The 23632-nt window shown below is 36.4% G+C and carries 27 protein-coding genes; 18 read left to right on the forward strand and 9 right to left on the reverse strand.

The genetic code is table 11. The features are described 5' to 3' along the window. Window positions 1–23: 23 nt before the first annotated feature. The 6 genes from ACZ9HT_RS04025 to ACZ9HT_RS04050 all read left to right on the forward strand — a co-directional run bounded on the left by ACZ9HT_RS04025 (window position 24) and on the right by ACZ9HT_RS04050 (window position 4525). Complete coding sequence (locus tag ACZ9HT_RS04025; RefSeq protein ID WP_476039156.1) at window positions 24–818, forward strand: hypothetical protein; 795 nt, start codon at window positions 24–26, stop codon at window positions 816–818. Further along, window positions 818–1582 carry a carboxypeptidase-like regulatory domain-containing protein gene (locus ACZ9HT_RS04030; protein ID WP_476039157.1) on the forward strand — a complete coding sequence of 255 codons (765 nt, stop codon included), beginning with the start codon at window positions 818–820 and terminating at the stop codon, window positions 1580–1582. The genes ACZ9HT_RS04025 and ACZ9HT_RS04030 overlap by 1 nt, the downstream gene beginning before the upstream one ends. Then, window positions 1582–2343 (forward strand): carboxypeptidase-like regulatory domain-containing protein, encoded by a 762-nt coding sequence (locus ACZ9HT_RS04035; RefSeq protein ID WP_476039158.1) that lies wholly within the window; start codon window positions 1582–1584, stop codon window positions 2341–2343. Before ACZ9HT_RS04030 ends, ACZ9HT_RS04035 begins: the two co-directional genes overlap by 1 nt. A 145-nt stretch (window positions 2344–2488) precedes the next feature. Beyond that, window positions 2489–3220 (forward strand): SIMPL domain-containing protein, encoded by a 732-nt coding sequence (locus ACZ9HT_RS04040; RefSeq protein WP_476039159.1) that lies wholly within the window; start codon window positions 2489–2491, stop codon window positions 3218–3220. A gap of 89 nt (window positions 3221–3309) precedes the next feature. Further along, window positions 3310–3648, forward strand: coding sequence for a phosphoribosylpyrophosphate synthetase (locus ACZ9HT_RS04045; RefSeq protein ID WP_476039160.1), 339 nt, complete (start codon window positions 3310–3312; stop codon window positions 3646–3648). Window positions 3649–3715: 67 nt separating this feature from the next. Continuing rightward, complete coding sequence (locus ACZ9HT_RS04050) at window positions 3716–4525, forward strand: hypothetical protein (RefSeq protein WP_476039161.1); 810 nt, start codon at window positions 3716–3718, stop codon at window positions 4523–4525. A 2-nt stretch (window positions 4526–4527) separates the two neighbouring features. Here ACZ9HT_RS04050 and ACZ9HT_RS04055 read toward each other — a convergent pair whose 3' ends face one another. From ACZ9HT_RS04055 to ACZ9HT_RS04065, 3 genes are all read right to left on the reverse strand, one after another. Then, entirely contained in the window at window positions 4528–5046 is a 519-nt protein-coding gene (locus tag ACZ9HT_RS04055; RefSeq protein ID WP_476039162.1) for a GNAT family protein, read from the reverse strand. A gap of 83 nt (window positions 5047–5129) precedes the next feature. Next, window positions 5130–5351, reverse strand: coding sequence for a PspC family transcriptional regulator (locus ACZ9HT_RS04060; RefSeq protein ID WP_476039163.1), 222 nt, complete (start codon window positions 5349–5351; stop codon window positions 5130–5132). A gap of 80 nt (window positions 5352–5431) precedes the next feature. Then, window positions 5432–7714, reverse strand: a complete 2283-nt coding sequence (locus tag ACZ9HT_RS04065) for a GH92 family glycosyl hydrolase (RefSeq protein WP_476039164.1) — start codon at window positions 7712–7714, stop codon at window positions 5432–5434. 172 nt (window positions 7715–7886) lie between these two features. Here ACZ9HT_RS04065 and ACZ9HT_RS04070 point away from each other — a divergent pair, with 172 nt between their 5' ends. From ACZ9HT_RS04070 to ACZ9HT_RS04085, 4 genes are all read left to right on the forward strand, one after another. Then, complete coding sequence (locus ACZ9HT_RS04070) at window positions 7887–8504, forward strand: hypothetical protein (protein WP_476039165.1); 618 nt, start codon at window positions 7887–7889, stop codon at window positions 8502–8504. A gap of 157 nt (window positions 8505–8661) precedes the next feature. After that, window positions 8662–8952, forward strand: coding sequence for a winged helix-turn-helix domain-containing protein (locus ACZ9HT_RS04075; RefSeq protein WP_476039166.1), 291 nt, complete (start codon window positions 8662–8664; stop codon window positions 8950–8952). Window positions 8953–9036: 84 nt separating this feature from the next. Continuing rightward, window positions 9037–10392, forward strand: a complete 1356-nt coding sequence (locus tag ACZ9HT_RS04080; RefSeq protein WP_476039167.1) for a DUF4153 domain-containing protein — start codon at window positions 9037–9039, stop codon at window positions 10390–10392. Window position 10393: 1 nt separating this feature from the next. Beyond that, entirely contained in the window at window positions 10394–10924 is a 531-nt protein-coding gene (locus ACZ9HT_RS04085; RefSeq protein WP_476039168.1) for a hypothetical protein, read from the forward strand. Window positions 10925–10993: 69 nt separating this feature from the next. Here ACZ9HT_RS04085 and ACZ9HT_RS04090 read toward each other — a convergent pair whose 3' ends face one another. Beyond that, a complete protein-coding gene (locus tag ACZ9HT_RS04090; protein WP_476039169.1) occupies window positions 10994–11491 on the reverse strand; it encodes a YciE/YciF ferroxidase family protein in 498 nt (165 codons plus the stop codon). A gap of 149 nt (window positions 11492–11640) precedes the next feature. On the opposite strand from ACZ9HT_RS04090, the gene ACZ9HT_RS04095 reads away from it, so the two are divergent. Further along, window positions 11641–12147, forward strand: coding sequence for a hypothetical protein (locus ACZ9HT_RS04095; protein ID WP_476039170.1), 507 nt, complete (start codon window positions 11641–11643; stop codon window positions 12145–12147). 233 nt (window positions 12148–12380) lie between these two features. On the opposite strand, the gene ACZ9HT_RS04100 is transcribed toward ACZ9HT_RS04095, so the two are convergent. The 3 genes from ACZ9HT_RS04100 to tilS all read right to left on the reverse strand — a co-directional run bounded on the left by ACZ9HT_RS04100 (window position 12381) and on the right by tilS (window position 16756). Continuing rightward, window positions 12381–13181 (reverse strand): alpha/beta hydrolase, encoded by an 801-nt coding sequence (locus ACZ9HT_RS04100; RefSeq protein ID WP_476039171.1) that lies wholly within the window; start codon window positions 13179–13181, stop codon window positions 12381–12383. Between the two features lie 165 nt (window positions 13182–13346). Then, window positions 13347–15419 (reverse strand): protein-disulfide reductase DsbD family protein, encoded by a 2073-nt coding sequence (locus ACZ9HT_RS04105; protein WP_476039172.1) that lies wholly within the window; start codon window positions 15417–15419, stop codon window positions 13347–13349. A gap of 35 nt (window positions 15420–15454) precedes the next feature. Continuing rightward, entirely contained in the window at window positions 15455–16756 is a 1302-nt protein-coding gene (gene tilS / locus ACZ9HT_RS04110) for a tRNA lysidine(34) synthetase TilS (RefSeq protein ID WP_476039173.1), read from the reverse strand. An 89-nt stretch (window positions 16757–16845) separates the two neighbouring features. On the opposite strand from tilS, the gene ACZ9HT_RS04115 reads away from it, so the two are divergent. From ACZ9HT_RS04115 to ACZ9HT_RS04140, 6 genes are all read left to right on the forward strand, one after another. After that, entirely contained in the window at window positions 16846–17682 is an 837-nt protein-coding gene (locus ACZ9HT_RS04115; RefSeq protein WP_476039174.1) for an OmpA/MotB family protein, read from the forward strand. A 100-nt stretch (window positions 17683–17782) separates the two neighbouring features. Further along, entirely contained in the window at window positions 17783–18430 is a 648-nt protein-coding gene (locus ACZ9HT_RS04120) for an O-methyltransferase (RefSeq protein WP_476039175.1), read from the forward strand. Window positions 18431–18445: 15 nt separating this feature from the next. Beyond that, entirely contained in the window at window positions 18446–19159 is a 714-nt protein-coding gene (locus ACZ9HT_RS04125) for a C40 family peptidase (RefSeq protein WP_476039176.1), read from the forward strand. A 16-nt stretch (window positions 19160–19175) separates the two neighbouring features. After that, entirely contained in the window at window positions 19176–20408 is a 1233-nt protein-coding gene (locus ACZ9HT_RS04130) for a 3-deoxy-D-manno-octulosonic acid transferase (protein WP_476039177.1), read from the forward strand. A gap of 92 nt (window positions 20409–20500) precedes the next feature. Then, a complete protein-coding gene (locus tag ACZ9HT_RS04135) occupies window positions 20501–20890 on the forward strand; it encodes a hypothetical protein (RefSeq protein ID WP_476039178.1) in 390 nt (129 codons plus the stop codon). A gap of 5 nt (window positions 20891–20895) precedes the next feature. After that, window positions 20896–21537, forward strand: coding sequence for a sigma-70 family RNA polymerase sigma factor (locus ACZ9HT_RS04140; RefSeq protein ID WP_476039179.1), 642 nt, complete (start codon window positions 20896–20898; stop codon window positions 21535–21537). Between the two features lie 5 nt (window positions 21538–21542). On the opposite strand, the gene ACZ9HT_RS04145 is transcribed toward ACZ9HT_RS04140, so the two are convergent. Both ACZ9HT_RS04145 and ACZ9HT_RS04150 read right to left on the reverse strand, forming a co-directional pair. Further along, window positions 21543–22154 (reverse strand): deoxyuridine 5'-triphosphate nucleotidohydrolase, encoded by a 612-nt coding sequence (locus ACZ9HT_RS04145; RefSeq protein WP_476039180.1) that lies wholly within the window; start codon window positions 22152–22154, stop codon window positions 21543–21545. Next, window positions 22154–22906, reverse strand: coding sequence for a glycosyltransferase family 2 protein (locus tag ACZ9HT_RS04150; protein ID WP_476039181.1), 753 nt, complete (start codon window positions 22904–22906; stop codon window positions 22154–22156). The genes ACZ9HT_RS04145 and ACZ9HT_RS04150 overlap by 1 nt, the downstream gene beginning before the upstream one ends. A 98-nt stretch (window positions 22907–23004) precedes the next feature. Here ACZ9HT_RS04150 and ACZ9HT_RS04155 point away from each other — a divergent pair, with 98 nt between their 5' ends. After that, window positions 23005–23532, forward strand: coding sequence for a lipocalin-like domain-containing protein (locus tag ACZ9HT_RS04155; protein ID WP_476039182.1), 528 nt, complete (start codon window positions 23005–23007; stop codon window positions 23530–23532). Window positions 23533–23632: the final 100 nt, after the last annotated feature.

The following is a 23632-nucleotide window of genomic DNA, read 5'->3' on the forward strand; positions in this document are numbered from 1 at the left end:
TACTTTTACGTAAATATTTCTGTATGAAAACAAAACTACTCTTTCTCTCCTTTTTTCTCCTTTCAGTTTCTGCATTTTCGCAGGAATATATTTTCGGTAAAGTCTCTTCCGAATTTGGGAATGATTTACAAGAAGTCACCATTCTCAACCTAAGAACCGACGAAAAAACCCTCACCGATAAACATGGGAATTACATGATCGCTGCCAGATCTTTCGATGAGTTGCGCTTTGTGAAAAGTGGGTACGACAGAAATTCTGTCAAGATCAATTCTGGTACTTATTCCAAGCCACTTAATATTTCGCTTTTAAAATCTCCTTATTTAATTCCAGAAGTACAGCTTGCTTTTCAACCCACCGGGAATTTAAAAAGAGACATTAAAAATCTGGATCCGCCAAAAAGAGTTATGGCTTTAAATTCAAAAATGACTTCTTATATGCGGTCACCACTTACCGAAGTTTATCCCACGCTTACGACACCGTCTGCATTTTCCCCAAATTACAATGCTGGCCAACTGAATGTTATGGGAATCGCCTCAGCCTTATCCGGATTATTAAGTAAAGCGAATAATACTGCGCCAACAACTGCAAATTATGCCGAAACACTGGCTTTTTTCAAACGCATAAAAAATACTTTGGATCTAAGTTTCTACACCGCTCACGGTTGGGACGAAGAGGAGATCGACCGGTTTCTCATTTATGCAGATGATACCTATTCTTTAGCCAAGAAATACCGTAAATCTTTTGATGTTTCTTCAATCAAATCAGATATGATGATGGCGTACCACGAATATATCAAAACCCATAAAATAGGTTCTTAATGTTTCGAGTTCTTGTATTCGTATTTTTATTGCTTTCTGCAACTGCCTTTTCCCAGGTAGTTTCCGGTGTCGTAACCGACGAAGATCAGAATCCGCTTGCGGCAGTACTAATTTTCAATATGCAAACCGAGAAAAAAGCGTACACCGATATTAACGGACAATTCGCCATAGAAACTTCTCTAAATCAGGAACTGAGATTTATCCGGCAAGGTTTCGACCGAAGTTCCAAAATGGTACAAAACGCAGATTTCAGCAATTCTGTGCAAATTTCTCTCGTCAGAATGGTCGCAGAAATTGAAGAAGTAGAAATCCGTCAACGACTCAGTGAGAATTTAAAAAATGACAGTAAGAGATATGGCGATAATAGTACTGTTGCAAAAATAAAATCAGAAACCGCAGGTTATATTCGATCAAAATCTTCTGCAGAAGTTATGAATGTTAAATCTGGAGAGTTCTTACAACCTTTTGGTGTCGGGTTTACCCTTGGAACAACCAAAAATAAATGGGATGACGTAGATTTTATGGATGCACTTCTAACCAATATTGATAAAGCATTTTTCATCGATGAATTAAATCTTACGAGTACAGAAATACAACCTTTTATATATTATATTTTTAGAAATTTTGAGAGAAAAAGTATTCTTTATCGAGGTATCTGTAGTGATTATGATATGTTCAGATTTGTCAACGAAAGTTATAAAAGAATAGAAGATTTTCGAAAGAATTTACCTAAAAACTTACCATTAATCAAGAAAAAAATATAATGAGATTACATTTTTTTCTTTGCTTCTTACTCATTTCAACTTCAATTTTTTCACAAACTGTTTTCGGTGTCGTAACCGACGAAGATCAGAATCCGCTTTCGGCAGTACTAATTTTCAATATGCAAACCGAGAAAAAAGCGTACACCGATATTAACGGACAATTCGCCATAGAAACTTCTCCAAATCAGGAACTGAGATTTATCCGGCAAGGTTTCGACCGAAGTTCAAAAATGGTACAAAATGCAGATTTCAGTTATTCTGTGGCAATTTCTCTCGTCAGAACTGCCGCAGAGATTGAAGAAGTACAAGTTTCGAAGCTCAGATTAACAGGCGACTTAAACACCGACTCCTACAATTTGACCAAGGTTGATCGTGTTGCGCAGGTAGAAAGTGCAGTGGGCGTTCCGGGACCACCTGAAAAACCGCGGGAAAAACCGGCAGAATTTAAAAAAGAGGTCATACGGTCGTTGTTAAGTTTGAGCATACAACCGCAAGCTATTTATGATTTAATTAGCGGTGACGCAAGGCGGATGAAAGCAGAATACCGGTATGATGATCTTCAGGAAAACATACATTGGGTCAGAGACAGAGTCTCAGATGATTATTTTATTAGAATGGGAATTCCACAGGAAAAAATAGCTGCTTTTCTTCAGTTTTCGATGGGTGCGAAACCCGATATTACGCAGTCTGTAAAAGCCAGAAATCTCTCCAAAGTGCTTTTTTCTCTGGAAGAAACTTTGCCTCAATTTCTTAACCGGTAATTTTCCATTTAAGTCTTACGATTGTAATTAAGTCGCTGATATTTATCTGATTAAAAACTAAGTGGAAGCATCACTAAGATCACGGTAATTTATCACTACCTTTAAAGTAATATTTTTCCCTTCTGAAAAATAAATAATACCACACATGAATAGAAATATCATCGCTATTGCGATTGCCGCGCTCGGTTTTGTTATTGGACTTGCACTTTTAGGAAGCGCCATAAAAAATAGAAATAAAGCTGAAAACACCATTTCAGTCACTGGTTTAGGCACCAATAAATTTACTTCGGATCTTATCGCCTGGAGCGGTAATTTTTCGCGCAACAGTTTCGAACTAAAAGCTGCGTATGACGATCTCGCCAACGACAAAAAGGTGATTGAAAATTATTTGACGTCTAAAGGAATTCCGAAAGATCAAATGGTTTTTTCTGCCGTCGATATTCAGAAACAAATTAATTATGGCACCGATGCGAATGGCAGAAGCACCCAGACTTTTGGTGGTTATCAACTTTCTCAAACCGTGTCTATCGACAGTAAAGATGTGGCGAAAGTTGAGAATCTTTCCCGTAATATCACAGAGATTATCAACTTAGGAATCGAGTTTACTTCGTCGCCACCCAATTATTTCTACACCAAACTTGCCGATGTGAAACATCAAATGATTGCCGATGCAACTAAGGACGCTAAACAACGCGCTGAAAAAATTGCTGAAAATGCAGGGGCAAAACTTGGGAATTTAAAAAAAGCGACCATGGGAATAACTCAAATCACCGCACCTAATTCAACAGAAGAATATTCCTACGGCGGTACCTTCAATACATCCTCCAAAGATAAAGAAGCAAGTATTACAATTAAGTTAGAATATGAGGTGAATTAATTGCTGTTCTGAACAAAAATTGATCTTGTTCACGATTAACTCTCAATCGCCGATTCTTAAATTTCTCAACAACTAAATGCCTTAAAAAAATGAGTGAAGATCTTTTACAAGAAAGTTTCGGAACATTGTCTGAAACGATAAATGCCCTGATCAAAGTTGGATATATCCACGATTTTAATATTCAGGAAGAATGTATTGTTTGCCACCAGGTGAATGTAAAATTATCTCCGGATGATTTTCATATCGATAAAGTATATCGTTTTGAGGGAATTTCTGATCCCGATGACCAGGCGATCCTCTATGTTATTTCTTCTGTTAAAAATAATCTGAAAGGAACTTTGGTGAATGGTTACGGTATTTCTTCGGATCAGGGAACATCAAAAGTAATCGAGAAACTGGAAACGCACGCTACTCTTTTAGGAAAATAAATTTGATGCTGAAAAGTAAAGGATTTCTTAAATAAAACCATCTTAAATGGTCCGTAGAATTAAAATAATGAAAAATTTATTCAGTCTTGTAGTAATTTTACTTTTCCTTTCCTTTAAGCCAGCTCCTACCGTCAGTAAATTAGAAGGAGAAAGTAATCAAGCCTTTCCAAGAGAAGTGCATTCTTCCAACGAAAATTTTAGTAAAGCCTATATTGGCGCAATCGGGAAAGATTTGGATGTTGTTTTTCAACTGTCCAATAAGAATGGTGAAATAAATGGTTCCTATTTCTACCAAAAAATCGGTTTGAATATCGAATTGGTCGGAACAATTACAGATGACGATTTGCAAATTTTTGAACTTAATGCAAGAGGAAATAAAACGGCGCTCATTAGAGCAAGGATAAGCGACAACCAAATCAACGGAATCTGGCGAGATCTCAAAACCGGGAAAATACTGACCGTAAAATTAATTCAAACTCATAAAGCCATTCCAGAAGTCCCAAAGGATTTAGAAGGTATTTATAAAAATTCAGAGGAAACAGCTTGTGATTTCAGTTTGAAAATCTCTAAAAAAAACGCTGACTATTATTACGAAATTAAAACTGCCGAAAGAAAGCTCAGCGGGTCATTAACATTTTACCGAAGTTTAGAGGAACAATCAGTTTATGTGACATTTGAGGGAATAGAATGGGCAGAAGATGAAGGAGCTTTAGATGAAAATAATGAAGCATCAGAACTTCACGATGTTTTACCGGTTGGAATTCAGGGAATATTGGATGGTCAAAAAATTAGAATTCAAAATTCTGGAAATGCAATGAATTATTATACCAAATTTTCTGACTGCGGAGATAAATTTATAACATTAGAGAAAACCTGAAATCATCTCGCACAATAAACTACATCGTAAATCTCTTCTTTGATCAATTGAATGTTTTCATGTTTCCAGTTAGCAAAAAGCAGAAGGTTTAATTCGTTCTTTCCGGCTTCGTAGCAAGGCTGAACATAATTTTCGTCGATCACGATAAAGCCGTTTCTTTCATAGAAGGCAATTCGTCTTTTGGCATCTTCCCCATGATTTTCCTGTTCCACTTCTAAAACAATATGAGAATAATTTTTGAAAAGATCTCCTATAATTTCGGAGCCATATTTTAAACTTCGAAACTCCGAGAAAATCTCGAAATGTTCTATAAAAACAAAATTCGTGAGTTCCCAGGAAACGAGATATCCAATATTTTTCAACTCCTTTAATACAGAAAAAACTTTCACTTTCGGATTCGTGAATAAGCTGCGAAACTGCTTTTCGCTGCGTCGTTCATCTTCGGGAAAAGTCTCACAATAGGATTTAAAAATCTCTACCGCACGAAAATCTTCAAAAGAGGTTATCTGTAAATATTCCATAGAAATAAATTGAATTTGCTTTGAGGCAGAAAACAAATTCCACGCCGTTAAAAATAATAATTAGAAAAAATTTTCAGTTGCTATCACAGATCAAAAACACTTGGGCGCCGCGTAATAAACATGTCTTTGATCCAAAGAGTAAAGGCCAATCCCAGATAAATGAGAAAGAAAACGCCCGCCGTCGCAAAAGTAGAGTAGATAAAAAACACCCGAAGTTTAGACACCGGAATTCCCAGTTTAGCACCCATTCTCGTGAGTACACCAAACCATTGTTTTTCCATTTTATGTCGCAGGTTATTCAGCATTTTTTTAATTTCTGATCAAAGATAATTATTTTAAAGTACAGCCCAAAATTCTAAGGATCGAATGACTTACAAACATTTTTTTATTGATGTTTAGCGCTCATCTGAAAGATAATTTCGCCCCCATTTGCAATATCTGAATGTTTCAGGATATGATTCTTCACTTCTATCCCATTCACTATAATTTTAGAAACATAGATGTTTTTCTCCGACTGGTTTTCAGCTTTGATGGTGATGGTTTTTCCATTTTCTAAATTGATTTTCGCTGATTTTACGAGGGGAGAACCAAATTGGTATTCATCGGAACCCGGCAAAACGGGATAAAACCCTAACGCTGAAAAAATATACCAGGCGCTCATTTGTCCCGCATCATCGTTTCCGCAAAGTCCATCAACCCCGGAAGAATACATTTTGTCCATAATATTTCTTACACGTTCCTGTGTTTTCCAGGCATCATTCGTGTAATTGTAAAGATACGGAATATGATGACCGGGCTCGTTGCCATGCACATAATTCCCAATGATTCCGTCGCGCGTGATATCTTCGTTTTTCTCAATGTACTTTTCTGCAATTTCGGTAGTAAAAATGTCATCTAAATGATTAGAAAATTTGCTTTTGCCGCCCATCATTTTGATCATTTCCGGAACATTCTGGGGAACGTATAATCCATAATTGAAAGCGTTACCTTCAATAAAACCCTGGCCGTGAGTATCCATGGGATCAAATTCTTTTTTAAAAGTTCCGTCTGCTAATTTCGGATGCATAAAACCGGATTTTGGATTGTAGACTTTTTTATAGCTTTCACTTCGTTTTAAATATTCAGCTTCAGTTTTCGCATCGCCATTCTTTTTAGCGATCTGCGCGATACACCAATCATCGTAAGCATATTCTAAAGTTTTCGAAACGGAGGCATCACTTTTATCTTCCGGAACATACCCGTATTTTAAATAATCTTCGATGCCATCGTAATATTTTAAGTTGGAGGAAGAGATACTCGCATCTAACATTGATTTCAAATCGGCATCGGTCGTTTTTTTTGCAACAGCATCTGCCAGAACCGATACCGCGTGATAACCGATCATACACCAGTTTTCATTCGCATAATGGCTCCAGATCGGTAAAGCTTTGTGAACGCTATACTTAGAATGCGAAAGCATCGACTTGATGAAATCGTTATTCCTCTTCGGCTGAATAATATTATAAAGCGGATGTAAGGCGCGGTACGTATCCCAAAGAGAGAAGATCGTGTAATTCGTAAAATCTTTTGCCTCGTGAATATTTTGATCGATATCTAAATACTTCCCATCAACATCCTGATACAAAACCGGCGACATCATCGTGTGATACATTGCAGTGTAGAAAGTGGTTTTGTCTTTCTCTGTTAAAGTTTCAACTTCTATTTTGGAGAGTTCTTTCTGCCATTTATCCGAAGCTTCTTTTTTTATTTTATTAAAATCCCAGCCAGGAATTTCGGCTTCTAAATTTTTTAAAGCTCCGGCAGTGGAAACTCCAGATAGTGCAAACTTTATAAGAATAGATTCATTTTCCTTTGTATCAAAATCAAAATAGGCGCGAATTTGTCTCCCCGCAAATTCGGGAAAGTTTTCATTTTCATTAAACTTACGGTAAAAGCCGTTGTATTCTACTTTTTCGTAGCGTTTTCTCCCATAACTTTTAAATGGTTTTGAAAATTTCATGGCAAAATAAACTTTTCTCGTTCTTGCCCATCCTGTCGTTTCCCGATAGCCAACAACGGTTTGGTTGTTTTCAACCCTCACAAAAGTCCAGACATTTTTTGAGTCGTAATTATAAATATTCGACATTAGATCCAAAATAATATGCGAATCACTTGATTTTGGAAAGGTGTATTTATGAAAGCCAACTCGTTCTGTTGCGGTAAGCTCGGCTTTAACTTTATAGTCATCCAGAAAAACTTCGTAAAATCCCGGACTTGCCTTTTCTGTATTTTTAGAAAATTGAGAATGATACCCACTTTTGGGTTCGTTTGCTTTTCCGGGCTCCAGATTTAATTTACCAACCGTGGGCATGACCAAAAAATCTCCCAGATCAGAATGTCCGGTTCCGCTGAAATGCGTGTGGGAAAATCCAAAAATAGTGTGGTCTTCAAATTGATAGCCGGAACAGTACTTATAAGTAGCAGGATTGTATTTGCCGTCCACCAGGTAAGCTTCCTGATTGGTTTCCGGAGAAAGTTGCACCATTCCAAAAGGTGTTGTAGCTCCCGGAAAAGTGTGTCCCATATTTTTTGTCCCTACAAAAGGATTCACGTAAGAAGTAAGATCTTGAGCCTTGCTAATTGATAAGGGCAAACAAATTATAAACAGTAAGATGTATTTGGTATTCATGGGAACGCTTATTTATAGATTTTGGACGAATGTGCGAAGTTTACTTTTCCGAACTTTAAAGAAACTATGATCTGCATAAATATAGTTTATTTCAAACATTATCTTCCAAACACAAAATAAAATGTTGGAATTTCAAATAATTATTTAACTTTGCAATTCAAAGTACTTTTATATGGAGTCAAAAAATTATCATGAAGATCTGTCCCACATCCGTTCGATGATGGAAAGAAGTTCCAGGTTTATTTCCCTAAGTGGACTTTCCGGTGTTTTTGCCGGTTTAGTGGCTTTGGTTGGAGCGATTTATGTTTATTTCGTTTTTCAGCGAGAAGGAATCGACTATTTTGAGGGAAACAGAAATATTTTTTCCGAAAGTCTGGTAAAGGAATTGGTTTTGATCGGCGCTATTATTCTTGTGCTGGCGATTATCTCGGGATATTTTTTCACGTCCAGAAAGACGAAAGAAAAAAATCAGAAGATCTGGGATCAAACGACCAAACGTTTGCTTTTTAACTTTGCTGTTCCTTTATTTACGGGCGGTCTCTTTTGTTTAGGATTGCTTTACCATCATCTATACGTTCTTGTCGCGCCGGCAACTTTAATTTTTTACGGTTTAGCTCTTGTAAACGCGGAGAAATATACATTGACCGATGTAAAATACCTTGGATATTTTGAAATTATTCTGGGATTATTATCTTTCTTTTTTCTTGGATGGGGCTTGGTTTTCTGGGCGATAGGTTTCGGGATCCTGCATATCGTTTACGGAATAGTGATGTATAAGAAATACAAATAACTGCGATAATAATTTTTTAAATACTTCCGGAGTATCTTGGATTTTCCTTAAACACTTTAAATATTTATACTATTGAACTTTAATCGGGATTTAGAATATAAAAGGGGGTGCAATTGGAACGCAATATTTTCCAGATAAAAATTAGTTTTTAAATAGAATGATCAACATTAATCAACTTAACAAAGAATTTGAGAGTCGCGTCAGACTGGGCATTATGTCTGTTCTGATGGTAAACGACTGGGTTGATTTTACCGAAATGAAAAATGTTCTGGAGATCACCGATGGTAATTTAGCCAGTCACAGCAGCGCACTGGAAAAACAAAGTTATATTGAAGTGAAAAAAGAGTTTGTAGGCAAAAGACCTAAAACTTCTTATCGCGTAACAAACCTGGGCAGAGACGCTTTTTCTCAACACTTAACCGCACTCGAAAAATTGCTTGGAAAATAAACCTCTATTTTTTTATAAATTAACTTTGAAAAACAAAGTACTTTGAATTATTTATTTTAATCTTATTATCAATAAAAAATTATTATGAAAACACATCAATTGATCCTTCTCACAACTGCGCTTTTTATTACGTTGTTTTACGGCGAAAATTTAGGACTCAACTTAGGGATTTTGGGTCTTGCCTACGCGGTTCTTACGTTCTTCAAAACACCTCCGAACAATCGAAACCGAACGCTCCTGACCCTTTTTGTGACCTCTGTTTTATCAAGTGCAGCTTTTGCCTGGTATGGAGATTTTGTATCGTTCATGGCAGTATTCATTTCATTATTTTTACTGGTCTTAAAATCAAAAGATAAAGATCTAAAATCGTTGCTCATTATTCCAGTTTTCGCGATTAATTCCCTCACTTTTTTTACGCGCATCTTTAAGTTTAACGAATGGCTGCCAAAAAGAAATACGTCGGGATCTTTACAAAAAGTAATTTCTGTAGTGCTGATTCCGACCTTTTTTATCGTCGTGTTTTTCCTGGTCTATTCCGCAGGAAGCACGCATTTTTCCAGTTTATTCACCGATTTTAAATTCGATTTCGATTTGTGGGAATTTATCATGATCGCATGTCTCGGATTTTTTATCGCTTTCAATTTCTGGAATTTTAAAGTGTTCGATTTTATTTATACTCAAAATCATCTCCTCAAAAATAATTTTCTGAATGAAGATAAAACTCAGGAACCGACGTACTCTTTTCTGGATATCGCAGCAGAACGCAAAAGCGGTGTGATTTCTCTTATCGCTCTAAATCTTTTACTGCTTGTGTTTATTATTACTTTTAATTATGAACAGTTTATAGAAATTCATAAAACACCCAATCAACTTTCCATAGAAACTCATGAACGTGTGAATGCTGTTATTTTAGCAATCATAATGGCGGTTCTGGTGATCATGTTTTATTTTAAGGGCGCTTTTAATTTTGATAAAGACGCAAAAATGCTGAAGATCCTGGCAAAAGTCTGGTTAGTAATGAATGGAATTTTAATCCTGTCTGCGGCTGCTAAAAACTCAGAGTATATTTATAATTTGGGTTTAACCTATAAAAGATTGGGCGTTTATGCATTCCTTATTTTATCGCTTATTGGATTGATTCTTGCTTTTTACAAAATTGAAAAACAGAAAACAAATGCCTTTCTTTTTAATCACATGACCTGGTACGTTTATGGAACAATCTTAGTTTGCAGTTTTATAAATTGGGGTGCAGTTGCTACACGCTATAATATTACTGCCGGAAAAGGAAATTATGACTTTCTTTCTACTTTCAGTTTTAACCACAAGTCTTTAGAAGAAAAGTATCCGGAAAAAATTAATCTGGACGATCAGATAGTAGAATTACCGCAAGGCTCTTTTCTTTCCCGAACATTATATTACGAAACCTTAAAATCTCACTAAAATGAAAAAATTAATATTGCTGATTCCTGTCCTGTTACTTTCCTGCAATAAAAAAGAAGTTGAAAATATATTTGCCGCAAACAATGATTCCACAGCGACTGTTGATAAAAATGTGGTTGTACATTCCCGCGATTCTGTACGGGACGACATAATTTCTATTGATGAACCTACTCCGAAAAAGGAAAATTCAGATAGTTCCCGTACGGTGGAAGGAAACAAGATTATCAGAACCATGAACGCAGATATTCTTCCTCTCAAAATTACGGAGGCATTCACGCAAAACGAGCAACAGTTTACATTAAAGATCAAAAATTTCAAAGCAGGTAAAATCACCGGAACAATTACTCCGGAAAGTTCGCAGATGAATATCCGCTTTAATCAAATTAGATTGCCAAATGGTTATTACGACGGACCTTTCGGAAGAGAGATCAACTACGACGTTAAAGAAAACGGCGAAATCTGGTTTCTTATCGGAAAGAGCAACATGGCTTCCGGCGAAACGACAGGGAAGTTTACAATAGATCTCAAATAATATTCAAACAAAAAAATCCGTCCCGAAAAAATTTCAGGACGGATTCAAAAATATATAAAAAAGGATTCTTTATTCTGCGACTGCTTTCTTGTTAATAAAACGTTCCGCAAGTCCCGTTAATGTTGCATTTGTTGCTTTCTCGTTGTCCAGTGTCTCTGCGAGTAACCTTTCTGCTTCTGTGTGTCCCATGTGGCTCGCAAAAACTTTCAGCGTTCCGTAGCTTGCAATCTCATAATGTTCTACTTTTTGTGCGGCCAAAACCAAACCTGCGTCGCGGGTCATACTGTCTTTTGTGGTATCATCGATGATGGATTTTCCTTCTTTTAAAATTCCTTCAATAGCCTCGCACTTTTTACCTTCTGCTTTTTCGCCTAAACTTTCGAAAACTTTTTCAAGTCTCAAAATATGTTTTTTGGTTTCCTGTTCGTGTTGTGCAAAACTCTCAGCTAATTCTTTGCTTGTTGCTGCACCCTGCATTTTCGGAAGTTCTTTTAAGATCGCATTTTCTGCCCAGTATAAATCTTTCAGTTCATCCACGAAAAACTTATGAAAGTCAGAATTTTTCATTTTTTCAGATATCATCGTAATAATTTTTAAAGTTATGCAGTGAATAATGCAATTATCTTTCCATCCAACCAGATCTAAAGTTAATCTTATGTTAATTAGGTGAATTGGTATAATATCTGAATAGAATCACGCAAATAAAATATACGATTATGAAAAATTTATTCTTATCCGCAGCCGTTGCTACAGCAACATTGGTAAGCTGTTCAACAGTATCTTCCATTTTACAAAATACATTTCCTTATAATGCCACAGTTTTAGTAACCGCTAATTCCGCCGCTAATATTGAACTTTCCAGCGTTTCCCCGGCTCAAAGTGTAAACCAACTGACTGGTTCCGGCGCAAATGTTAAAGATATTCGGGTTTCCAATGCTACGATTTCCGTAGGTTCGGGCACGAGTTTAGGCGTTTTTAAATCGGTAAAAGTTTATTTGTCCAACAATAGCAACAATCAGGTTTTAGTGGCTTCAAGGGAATCAATTCCAGATAATGTTGGGAATTCACTTGCTTTAGACGTAAATTCCTCTCAGACCTTAGATTCAATGATGAAATCGGGTTCTGTACAGGCGAAAATTGTCTATGTTTTAAAAAAAGTACCGAGTTCAGACATTTCTTTGAAAGCTTCTGTAGGTTTTAGCAGTGTTCCAGTAACCAACTAATTTTTTCAGGAGCAAAATGGGGATCGCTTCGTTCAACTTACGTTCCGGCTCTCACTCCTCGCTTCCCAATCATGCTCCCGAATTCTCGGGACATGATCGGGAGAGCTCAAACAAACCGTTCGATCCGGGCTAGAATAAAAAGAATTTTTTCCTACAAAAATAAAAAATAACCGACGAGTATATCGCCGGTTATTTCTTGTTGTAGATAGAATTTTAAAGATAGATCCTTATCCCTATTTCTTGATCATCTTATTCATTTTCTCCAGAATTTTTGGGCCTTCTACGGTCATTCCTCCTAAATGTGCGCCGCTGAATTCTACAAATTCCTTTTGTTGTGGTGCGTTGTTATAAACCATCATTCCTTCTTCAAACGGCACTTCTTTATCTTCTTTGCTGTGAATGAACAGCGTCGGAATTTTGTCAATGGATTTAATATCTTCCTTCGCAGAATATGGTGAAACAAAACTTTTTTCTAAAAAGTCTTTGTATTGTGGAGCATAAAATCCGGCAATATCACCAAAGGATGAAATGGTTCCTTCCAAAACCAAACCGCTCAAAACATTTTGGTTATCCTTTGCTAAATGAGTCGCGATCTGCGTTCCCATCGATGCTCCGTAAAATATTTTCTTTGTGTCTTTAATGTCGCTTCTTTTCGACAGCACGTCAAATATTTTCTGTCCGTCTTCCGCAATGTTTTTATGCGTCGGAACACCTGTAGATTTTCCGTAGCCGCGAAAATCGATCATCACCACTTCATAATTATCTTTCACCATAGGCAAAGTAAAATCCAGATAAGAAGTATTGTTCCCGCCCGCGCCGTGAAAATAAAAAATGGTGCCCTTTGGTTTCATGTTGGGTTTTAAGATCAAAGCCGTTATGGTGTCGTTTTCAACCGGGAATTTCACTTCCTCAACGTTTTTCCATTCGATGGTTTTCATTTCCTTTTTCGGAAAATAAAATTTATCATCCATTTGTGCATTTACAGAAACGAATTTCGCAACGAGTAAGATCAGAACTAAGAATTTTGTTTTCATGTTTTTTTTATGTAAAAGTATTCAGTTCAGATCAACTTTTAAAAAAAAGATGACTGAATGGTCGGAAATTTCTGCTGAAGCGTTTTTAAGTTTCAAAATCTTAAAAATGATCAAAAAAAATAACCGACGAATTATCGCCGGCTATCTTTATATCTCTAATAACTTTTATTTATTCTCTTTCTTAAAGTAGGCAATTCCACATTCTAAAAAGTTTTTGAAGTCCTCTTTCGGCATGTAACCGGAAATCGGAGTGTTGATTACTTTTCCGTCTGGAGTAACCAAAACATAATGCGGTTGGGAGTTATTGTTAAAGTTGATCTGTTGAAACAAACTCCATTTGTCGCCAATTGTTTTTACTTTTTTCTTTTGTCCATTACCCATGTCGATAGACGTTTGTTCGTTCTCCGGCAAAGCTTCTTTATCATCAACATAAAGGGAAGCGAGAACGATTTCGTTTTGTAGGATCGGTAAAATATCCGGTTCACTCCAAACAAATTCTTCCATTTTACGGCAATTTTCACAGCCATAACCTGTAAAGTCGATCAGTACCGGTTTGTTTTCTTTCTTCGCAATTTCTATGGCTTCGAAATAATCGTGCGAAGGATGCATTCCTAAAATTCCGTCTTTCTCATCATGAAGATAACTAACGTTGATCGGAGGCAAAATCCCACTTAAATATTGCAGTTTAGGCCGTTCTCCCGGGAATAATCCCTGAATTAAATAAATAATGAAACCGATTCCTAAAACCCCGATAACTTTTCTGGTTGTAGAAATCTTCGCTTTTTTATCATCATGCGGGAATCTGATTTTTCCAAATAAATAAAGAACCAAACCAATTGAAATTAAAATCCATATTGCAATAAATAATTCTCTTTTCAGGAAGAATGTTTTAGAAACAAGATCTGCTTTCGATAAGAATTTTAAAGCTAAACCTAATTCGATAAAACCTAAGAAAACCTTCACGGTATTCATCCAGCCTCCAGATTTTGGTAAACTTTGCAAAGCTTGTGGGAATAACGCCAGCAATCCAAAAACGATTGCCCAGCTTAATCCAAAACCTGCGAGTGCGAAAGTAAGCAACATTGGAATATCTGCGGAACCGGTAAGCGAACTTCCCAGTAAGCTTCCTAAAATTGGTCCGGTACAGGAAAAAGAAACGATCACCAAAGTTAAAGCCATGAAAAATATTCCGATAATTCCACCTGCATCTTCTGCTTTCGAAGATTTATTCGCTATGGAACTTGGTAAAGTGATATCGTAGTAGCCGAAGAAACTTCCGGCAAAAAATATAAAAATGATAAAGAATACAACGTTTAACCAAACACTTGTAGAGATTTGATTAAAAACATTCCCGGCAATTCCATCAATAATATGAAATGGAACACTTAATAAAACAAAAATTAAGAGGATGAAAAATCCGTAAATAAATGCATCTCTTTTTCCTTTCGCTTTGTCTTTTGAACCTTTTGTAAAGAACGAAACCGTTAAAGGGATCATCGGGAAAACACACGGAGTCAATAATGCGATCAATCCTCCAAAAAATCCTAATAATAAATAGGTCCAGAAATTCTCAGAATTCTTTTCCGGAGCAATTCCACAATCTGTTTGCGGATTTGCGAAGTCGATGGAGGCTACTTTTAAACCTTCTTGTTTTGCCGCGGTTGGCGCAACAATGGTCGTTTCTGGAATGGTTTCTGTTCTAAGACTGTCCGCATTTTCGGTGACAACTGGTGCAGTTGCAACTTCCTCAGGCGTTGTCGTAGTTTCTGCAGTTGCCGCGGGACTTACTTTCTGTTCGAATTCTAACGTATTTGGTGCCAGACAAACGCGGTCATTACAGGTTTGATAGGTGATTTCTGCGGAAACATTTGCAGGTTTTGCGCCGTTTTTTAATTTAAATTTTTGTTTAAACTGAACTAAATCGGAATAATAAACGATCTGTGCCCCAAAAGCTTCAGAAAATTCATCATGCTTATTTCCAACTTCTACCACTTTGCCGAGAACCGTAATTCCTTCCTTTGAAGTAAGTTTCATTTCCGTCGGAATTCCCGAATCTGGTGGCAGATCCTGAGAATAAATATGCCAGTTTTTTTCTATCGTAGCCGTTAAAACTGCTTCATATTCATTATTCGGCAGTGTATTAATCGTATATTTAAATTTTACAGGATCTTTAATTTGTGCTGTAATTCCCTGAAAGAGAAAGAGAACAATAAGGATAAACCAATTTTTAAATTTCATTTTTTACTTTACTTTTTTTGCGCCTTACTGGGACGCTATAATTTTACTTTAATTATTTCTTCAGAATCTTTTGTGCCCGCAAATCTGCGGTCCTGGCGAAAAGGAAGAATTCCTAAAACAGTATCATTTCCATCGCACAAAAGCCAGATTTTTCGATGGGCTAAAATAGGAATTTTTTCATCCTTAAAAAATTTAGAGATTTTCTTTTTGCCTATCATCCCGATGGGGTGAAATAAATCACCTTCCTTTTTTCGGCGTAACTTCAAAGGAAACTGAAGTTTTCCTCCGTCAAATTTCCAGGTAACGTTGCCAAATTCTGAAATTTCCTGCCGTTGTTCGTCGGGAATTACAATTTCATTTACGATGTTTAGATTCAGAAAGATTTCCGCGTTATCATCTTCAAAATTTAGGTCTTCTAATTTTTTAAGGTTTAAAGTTTTGCGGTCAACCGTTATCTCATATTCAATAGAAATAAAAGATTTTCCAGTTTCGGCATTTTCCATTTTCGAAATTTCTTCAGGTTCCGTAAAACCGAACTTTCGCAGGATCTCAAACTGTACAAATGCACGCTGACCAAAAAAGATCTTCTTGTTAATAGTTAACATCTCTTCATTTTGACTGATAATCTCTTTTTCTATTTTTGAAATTTCTTCCTGCACAAAATCTTTAGTTTCATTAAGGTAAGAAATGCTTTTCCCGAAATTCTGCAGAAAATTTTCGTTCACTCGTAAAAGTTGCGGAACGATCTCATTCCTGATTTTGTTCCGTAGATAATCGCTCTTTTGATTCGACGCATCTTCCCGAAATTCAATCTTGTTCTTCTTTGCAAACTCATAAAGTTCTTCTTTAGAAAAAGCGAGTAGTGGCCTCAGAATTTTATTATCGCTGGCAGGAATTCCACTCAAACCTTTGATTCCTGAAGCTTTTGAAAGATTAATGATAAAAGTTTCGAGTTGGTCATTCAAATGATGTGCGGTTACTATAAAATCCAGGTTTTTTTCTTCCTGAATTTTTCTAAAAAATTGGTAACGCAGATCTCTCGCCCAGTTTTGAATGGAATTTTGCGGTTTATCATCAATTTCCGAAACGATATAAAAATGAAAAGGAATGTTGTTTTTTTTACAAATGTTCCCGACTAATTTCTGGTCGGATTCGGATTCTTTTCCGCGCAATTTGTAATTAACATGTGCGACTTCAAAATCCAGATCAGATGCCTTAAATAAGTAAAGTAAAACCATCGAATCGACACCACCACTTACGGCGAGCAGAAATTTCGCTTCTGCCGGATGAGGTAAAAGGAGTGCAAGTGATTGCTGGAACGTCTTGGTATTAAGCAATTTTTAAGGTTTTTTTAAGGAATATTTAGCAAAGATAATTCTTCTGTTTATATTCGTTTCCCTATTTTTGGCTCAATAAATAGAATATTATGAATATAGGAAAAATCGGAGCAATTCTTGGAACTGCATTATTGTTGACGTCGTGCGTTAGCCAGAAGAAGTTCGACGCAATGAGCGAAAACTACAATCAATGTATTACCAATGTTGGTGAAAGACAACGTGAAATTCAGGACTTGAAAGGGGTGAATTCTGGTTTAGCCAGCGAAAACATGCTTTTAAAAGGACAGAACGATGCGCTGAAATCATCTTTGGATGCTTGTTTGTCTAATTCTGGAAAAGGATCTGCAAACATTGATAAATTAATTGGAGAAATTAACTCATCCAACAAATATATCAAACAACTGATTTCTACGAATTCTAAAAATGACAGTTTAAATTTAGCTTTATCTAACAAACTGAAACGTTCCCTGGATAATATCGCAGATAACGATGTTCAGGTGAAAGTTTTGAAAGGAGTAGTTTTGATCTCTCTATCCGACAATATGTTATACAAAACGGGTGATTACAACGTTTTACCTGCAGCACAGGATGTTTTAGGAAAAGTAGCGAAAGTAATTAACGATTACGACACTTATTCTGTTTTAATTGAAGGTAATACCGATAACGTTCCTTTGAACTCTAATACTCTTCCGAAAGACAACTGGGATTTGTCAGCTTTAAGAGCAACATCAATGGCGAAAATTCTACAGACGAAATTTGGGGTAAATCCTTCGAGAATCACTGCAGGTGGACGAAGCGAATACAATCCTAAAACGACTAACGCTTCAGTATCTGGAAGAACAGAAAACAGAAGAACAGAAATCATCATTATGCCTAAGCTGGATGAATTTATGAAATTAATGGATATTGCACCGGTGAAAAACTAAGCAGTATATTTTTAAATGTTGATACAGCGCTGTTAGAGCTTTAAGTTCTAGCAGCGCTTTTTTATTTTAAATGTTTAAATTTGAAACTAAATAATATTTCATGAGTTTTTTTGAAGAACATTGTCCGGAAATGGATCGCTATCTGGAAGATCATGCTTCTGCGGAGCCCGATATTTTGAAGAGGCTTAGGAAAGAAACTTTTCAGAAAACTACGCAGCCGCATATGATTTCCGGTTATCAGCAAGGAAGGTTGCTGACCATTATTTCGAAAATGCTGCAACCCAAGAATATTCTGGAGATCGGAACTTTTACGGGTTATGCAACGTTGTGTCTGGCAGAAGGATTATCAAAAGAAGGTAAAATAACGACTTTAGATATTAATGAAGAACTGTCTTATTTACCGAAAAAATATTTTCAGGAAAGTGAATTTTCCAGTCAGATCGATTTTCAACTGAAAGATGCAAAAGCTTTTTTAACGGAAACGGAGGAAGTTTTCGATCTTGTTTTTATTGATGCCGACAAAGAAAATTATCCCGAATATTTCAACCTTATCAAATCCAAAGTAAGATCCGGTTCCGTAATTCTGTTCGATAATGTCTTATGGTACGGAAAAGTACTGGAGGAAAATTCAAAACAAAGATCAACTCAAAAGATTCAGGAACTAAATGATTCGGTCGCAAAAGATGAGGATTTCGAAAATCTTATTTTACCTTTGCGCGACGGCGTTAATTTAATTCGGAAACGATAACCATCAGACCAAAGAATGAGTAAAGGAATTTGTACAGTTTCGGTGGCACCAATTCGGGCAGAACATTCGCATCAGTCCGAAATGACTTCTCAGCTTTTATACGGAGAAACTTTTAATCTTCTGGAAATTAAAGACCGTTTTGCAAAAATCAGGATCGATTTTGACGCTTATGAAGGATGGATCGCTACAAACCAGTTCACCAAAATATCTGATGAAGATTTTGCAGACCGAATGACCAATGTCGTTACAAACACCGTAGGCTTCTACGATCTGGCAGAAGGCAAAACGTTACTTTCTTTAGGAAGCGAATTAGCTACCAAAAATCAAAAAGAATTAAAACCTGCAACTTTTGAAAATATTGCTGAAACCGCACAGCTTTTTCTAAATGTGCCTTATTTATGGAGCGGCAGAAGCTTTTTTGGAGTAGACTGCAGCGGCTTTGTACAGCTTGTTTATAAAATCCATGGCATTGCTTTACCCAGAGATTCTCCACATCAGGCTGAAATTGGCGAGGTTTTAAGTTTTGTGGAAGAAAGCCAGCCTGGTGATTTAGCCTTTTTTGAAAATTCAGAAGGAACCATTACTCATGTTGGACTCATGCTTAATAACCAGGAAATTATTCATGCTTTCGGAAAAGTTCGGATCGATTCACTGGATTCTACAGGTATTTTTAACAAAGATCTGAATCAGCATACACACAAACTGCGGTTTTTGAGAAGCCTCTTTTAATTTTAAAAATTTCTCAATGATATCTTTCTATAATCTTTTTATCCGTTTAATGATTGCTACAATGCGAGTTGGAGCAGTTTTCAACTATAAATTGAAGAAAGGTTTAGCCGGAAGAAGACAAAGCTGTGCTTTAGTAAAAGCCAAATTTTCTCCGACTGATAAGGTGATCTGGATGCACGCTGCGAGTTTGGGAGAATACGAACAAGGACTTCCGGTGCTGGAAAAACTGAAAGATAAATTCCCACAGCATAAAATTTTAATTACTTTTTTTTCCCCGTCGGGTTATGATCAGGTGATCAAAAAAAATACGATCGCTGATGTAGTTTGTTATCTGCCTTTCGATACCGAAAAGTGGATTCAGGAATTTACTTCCAATTTTAAAACTGATATTTTCTTCACCGTAAAATACGACTACTGGTATCATCTTTTAGAAAATCTTAAGAATCAAGGTGCAAAAGTATATGTGGTTTCCGCATTGTTTTATGAAACGCAAATCTTCTTTAAAGCATACGGAAAATGGACGGTAGGTCAGTTGAAAAAAAATGTCGACTGGTTTTTTCATCAAACCAAACATTCAACAGCGTTAGCGAAAGGAATTGGACTGAAAAATTCTTCGACCTCCGGCGATACGCGTTTTGACCGGGTGAAGAAACTTCGGGAAAATGATCGTTCTGTGCCGTTTATTGATGATTTTAAACAGAAGGAACAAACCATAGTTTTTGGCAGTTCCTGGGAATCAGAAGAAAGAATGGCTGAGATCATTGCCTCCCAAAACAGAAATGTCAAATTGATCCTTGTTCCACACGACCTAAAAAGAGTCGCTCATTTAAAAACTATTTTTCCGCGTGCTATTTTGTATTCTCAGATTTCGGAGGGACAGCAGAGTCATTTCTTTAATGCTAAAGTTTTAATAATTGACTGCATTGGCCTGCTTTCCAAACTGTATTCTTACGCTGATTTAGCCATTATTGGAGGAGGTTTCCATTCGAAAGGTCTTCATAATATATTAGAAGCAGCTAATTATGGAATTCCCGTTTTTTTTGGAGATCAATACACCAAAAACCCGGAAGCAGACGAGTTAATCCAACGAAATGGTGCAAAATCTTTCGAAGATGAATTTTTTGCCGCGCCTTATATCGTGGAGTTATTGAATGACCATGTTTCTTTGAAAATAATGGGCATGAACGCACTGAAATTTATTGATGATCAGCCAAATGCTTCGCAGTTTGTAGTCGATCATATTTCCTAAAGACAGATCATCATTCCTCTATTTGTAACCTTTTGGTTCGAGCTGAACTCTATCAATATAGAACTCAGTTTTTAAACCTTAAAAAAGAACAAATGGACACAACAGCGCAAAATCAAATTGTTAAACCCGTATTCAATTTATTAAAATTGACCTTCACCATTGTTCCTATTGTGGCGGGACTGGATAAGTTTTTTAATATTTTGTGCGACTGGACGCAATATATTAATCCAATGATCCTTGATATTTTGCCCTTTTCCGGATCTGCGTTTATGATGATCGTTGGAGTGATCGAAATTATTGCGGGAATTTTAGTATTTATGAAACCCAAAATTGGTGGTTTAGTCGTTTCTGTCTGGTTGATCCTTATTGCCTTATCTTTGTTGGTAGGCTGGAAATTTGCCGATGTCGCCGTTCGGGATTTGGTGATGGCGATCTCTGCATTTTCTATGGCAAGACTGGCTTTGATTTTCGATAAAAACTAAAAGAGATGAATACAAAAGCTCAATATTCCGATCAGGAATTGGTTGAAAAGATTCTTCACCAGGAAACTGCTCTTTTCGAACTCATCATCCGCCGAAACAATCCTTACTTATACCGAATCGGCAAAATGTATCATTATAGTCATGAGGATACGCAGGATTTAATGCAGGAGACCTATATTAATGCATACACGCATCTAAAGCAATTCGAACATAAATCTTCTTTCCGGACCTGGCTTTCAAAAATCATGGTGCATGAATGTTACCGAAAATCTCAGAAATGGGCTTCAAAGAATATAGAATCCCTGGAGAAAAATACCTTACTGGTAGAGAGAATCGGCAGCAGAGAAACGTATAAAAAAGTGATGAACACAGAATTGAATTCTATACTGGAAAAAAGCTTGCTCCATATTCCCGAAGATTACAGAACGGTTTTTACGCTGCGGGAAATTAATGGCTTAAGCGTCGCCGAAACAGCTGAGGTTTTGCAGATCACCGAAAGCAACGTGAAAGTTCGGTTGAACCGTGCAAAAGGCTTTTTGAGAACAGAAATTGAAAAATTTTATAATAAAGAAGAGATCTTCGAATTTAATTTAATTTATTGTGACGCGATGGTGGATCGGGTGATGAAAGAGATCGTTTCGCTCTAACTATTTTAGCGCAACAATCCATCTGCTTTTACTTCTTTAAGAATACGGTCGATGTGATCCGGAATATTATCGGGTTCAAACCAACTTAAAAATATTCCGTTTTGAAGCGTGAGTTGTTCCAAAGTTTTATTGTCTACAATCAGGTCGTGAAGCGTGGTGTAATCATCTTTCAGTTCCAGAAAATAATCGGAATCTAATTTTTTCGTCAAAATGAAAGATCTGTAAATTTTATTAAGAATGTAAATATACAGTTTGTAATGATCGCCGCTTTTAGGAAGGTTTTTTAACACTTCGGAAATTAATAAAAGGGTGAGCGAAACTTCTCCAAATTTATCGGTCGTAATTTTCACATGTTCTGTTATTTTTGCACTGATCCTGCGAATGTTCGGCAGAAAATATTTCGTTCGGCCGTACCTTTTTGCGGCAGTTTCTACTTCATCTTTAATGAGCGTTTCCATCTGAGCTCTTTTGTCGTCTTCCGTTTCTTCATCAATCAATTCAAAATAAAGACGATGTGATAAGATGCGGTCTTTTTTGAGCAGACGAATGATGAGTTTATCTTTTTCCTGTGAGGTGAAATTTGAGATCGCTTCTTTAAACTCCTTAGAATATTCCATTAATTAAATATTTTTGAATATTTCATAAATCCATTTACAGCCCAGTTTGCGGTATAATACCAAGATTTTAAAGTAGAAAAATTCATGTGATCTTTGTATACCAAATATTGATCTTTCATAATGTTCGTCTTTTTTCGGGATATGCTTTTTGCATGCATCCGATATTTTGCCATGGTTTTTGGGAGCGGCCTTCCGGTCGGTATTTTCTTCAACAAGTTCAGCCACATTACGTGATCTTCGCGTTTGCTTCCGGCGGGAAAAAATTCTTTTCCAACTCTTTGTGAATCGTACATCGAACTCAGTAAAGAAAGCCTGCAGGTTTTTAAAAGATTGTCAAATGTAACCTCGGTATCTGCTTTAAAATCTGCAATTTTTGAATTCAGGTTTTCGTCACATCTGGAATAATTTGAGTAAGCAAGTTCTGTTTTTTCCTTTTTCATGAAGGTGATCATCTCTTCCAGAAAGTTAGGTTCCCAATAATCATCAGCATCTAAGAATGTAATATATCTTCCGGTTGCTTTTTCTAAAGACACATTCCGTGCATGTCCCGCGCCTTGATTTTTTTCTAAAACGGTGAGAATAATTCGTTGATCGTCTATCTTTTTGATGATTTCTACAGAATTGTCGGAAGAAGCATCATCCGTAATCAACCATTCCCAATCAGTAAAAGTTTGATGCATAACCGACTGAATCGTCTCCTTCAAAAATTGGGAGGAGTTAAAACAGGGAGTGATAATAGAGATCCTAGGCATTAAGAGGCATTTGAGCAAAGATATAAATATGAAAATTCAAATTGCTATTTATGGCATAGAACTTGAAATCGTTTAACATAATCCATAAAAATATTGTTATGAAATCACAAACACATCACTTAAAAGGTTCAAGATCAAGATTCTCTAAAAAGTATTTTCTTCTGTTACCGGTACTTTTTTTATTAGTGTTCACGTTATTGAATTCTTGTAGAAAAGACGATGATACCAGTTCTGAAGCTGAGAACTTAGTAGGATTATGGCAACCTTACAAACTGAATCAAAAAGCAACCTTAACCACAGGAAATTATGATCAGACGACGGATTTTACTGTTTGTCAACAAAAGGCGAGAATTATTTTCAGTAAAGATAATAAAGGAAGTGCAACAACGTACACCGATATGAACGGAGTTTGTGTGCAGCAAGGACAATCCAGTTTTACCTATTCCTACGATGTAAATTCAAAAGTTCTTGTGATCACCAATCCAGACGGTACAACCCAGTCCGGAACTGTTTTGCAGTTAACACCCTCAGATCTTGTTTACGAATTAGTGGGCAATTATGATTTTGAAGGAGACACCAATGTTCAGGTAAAAAGTACTTTTTACGCCCGAAGAACAAAAGATTAATTTTGAAAAACATCATTTCTTTTCGGAGAAATATGGTACAAACGATCCTCGCTTTTTTAGTGGGGATTTTTTCATTTCAAAACCTTAAATTTGTCCATTA

This window comes from Chryseobacterium sp. UYP7, from assembly GCF_056279225.1.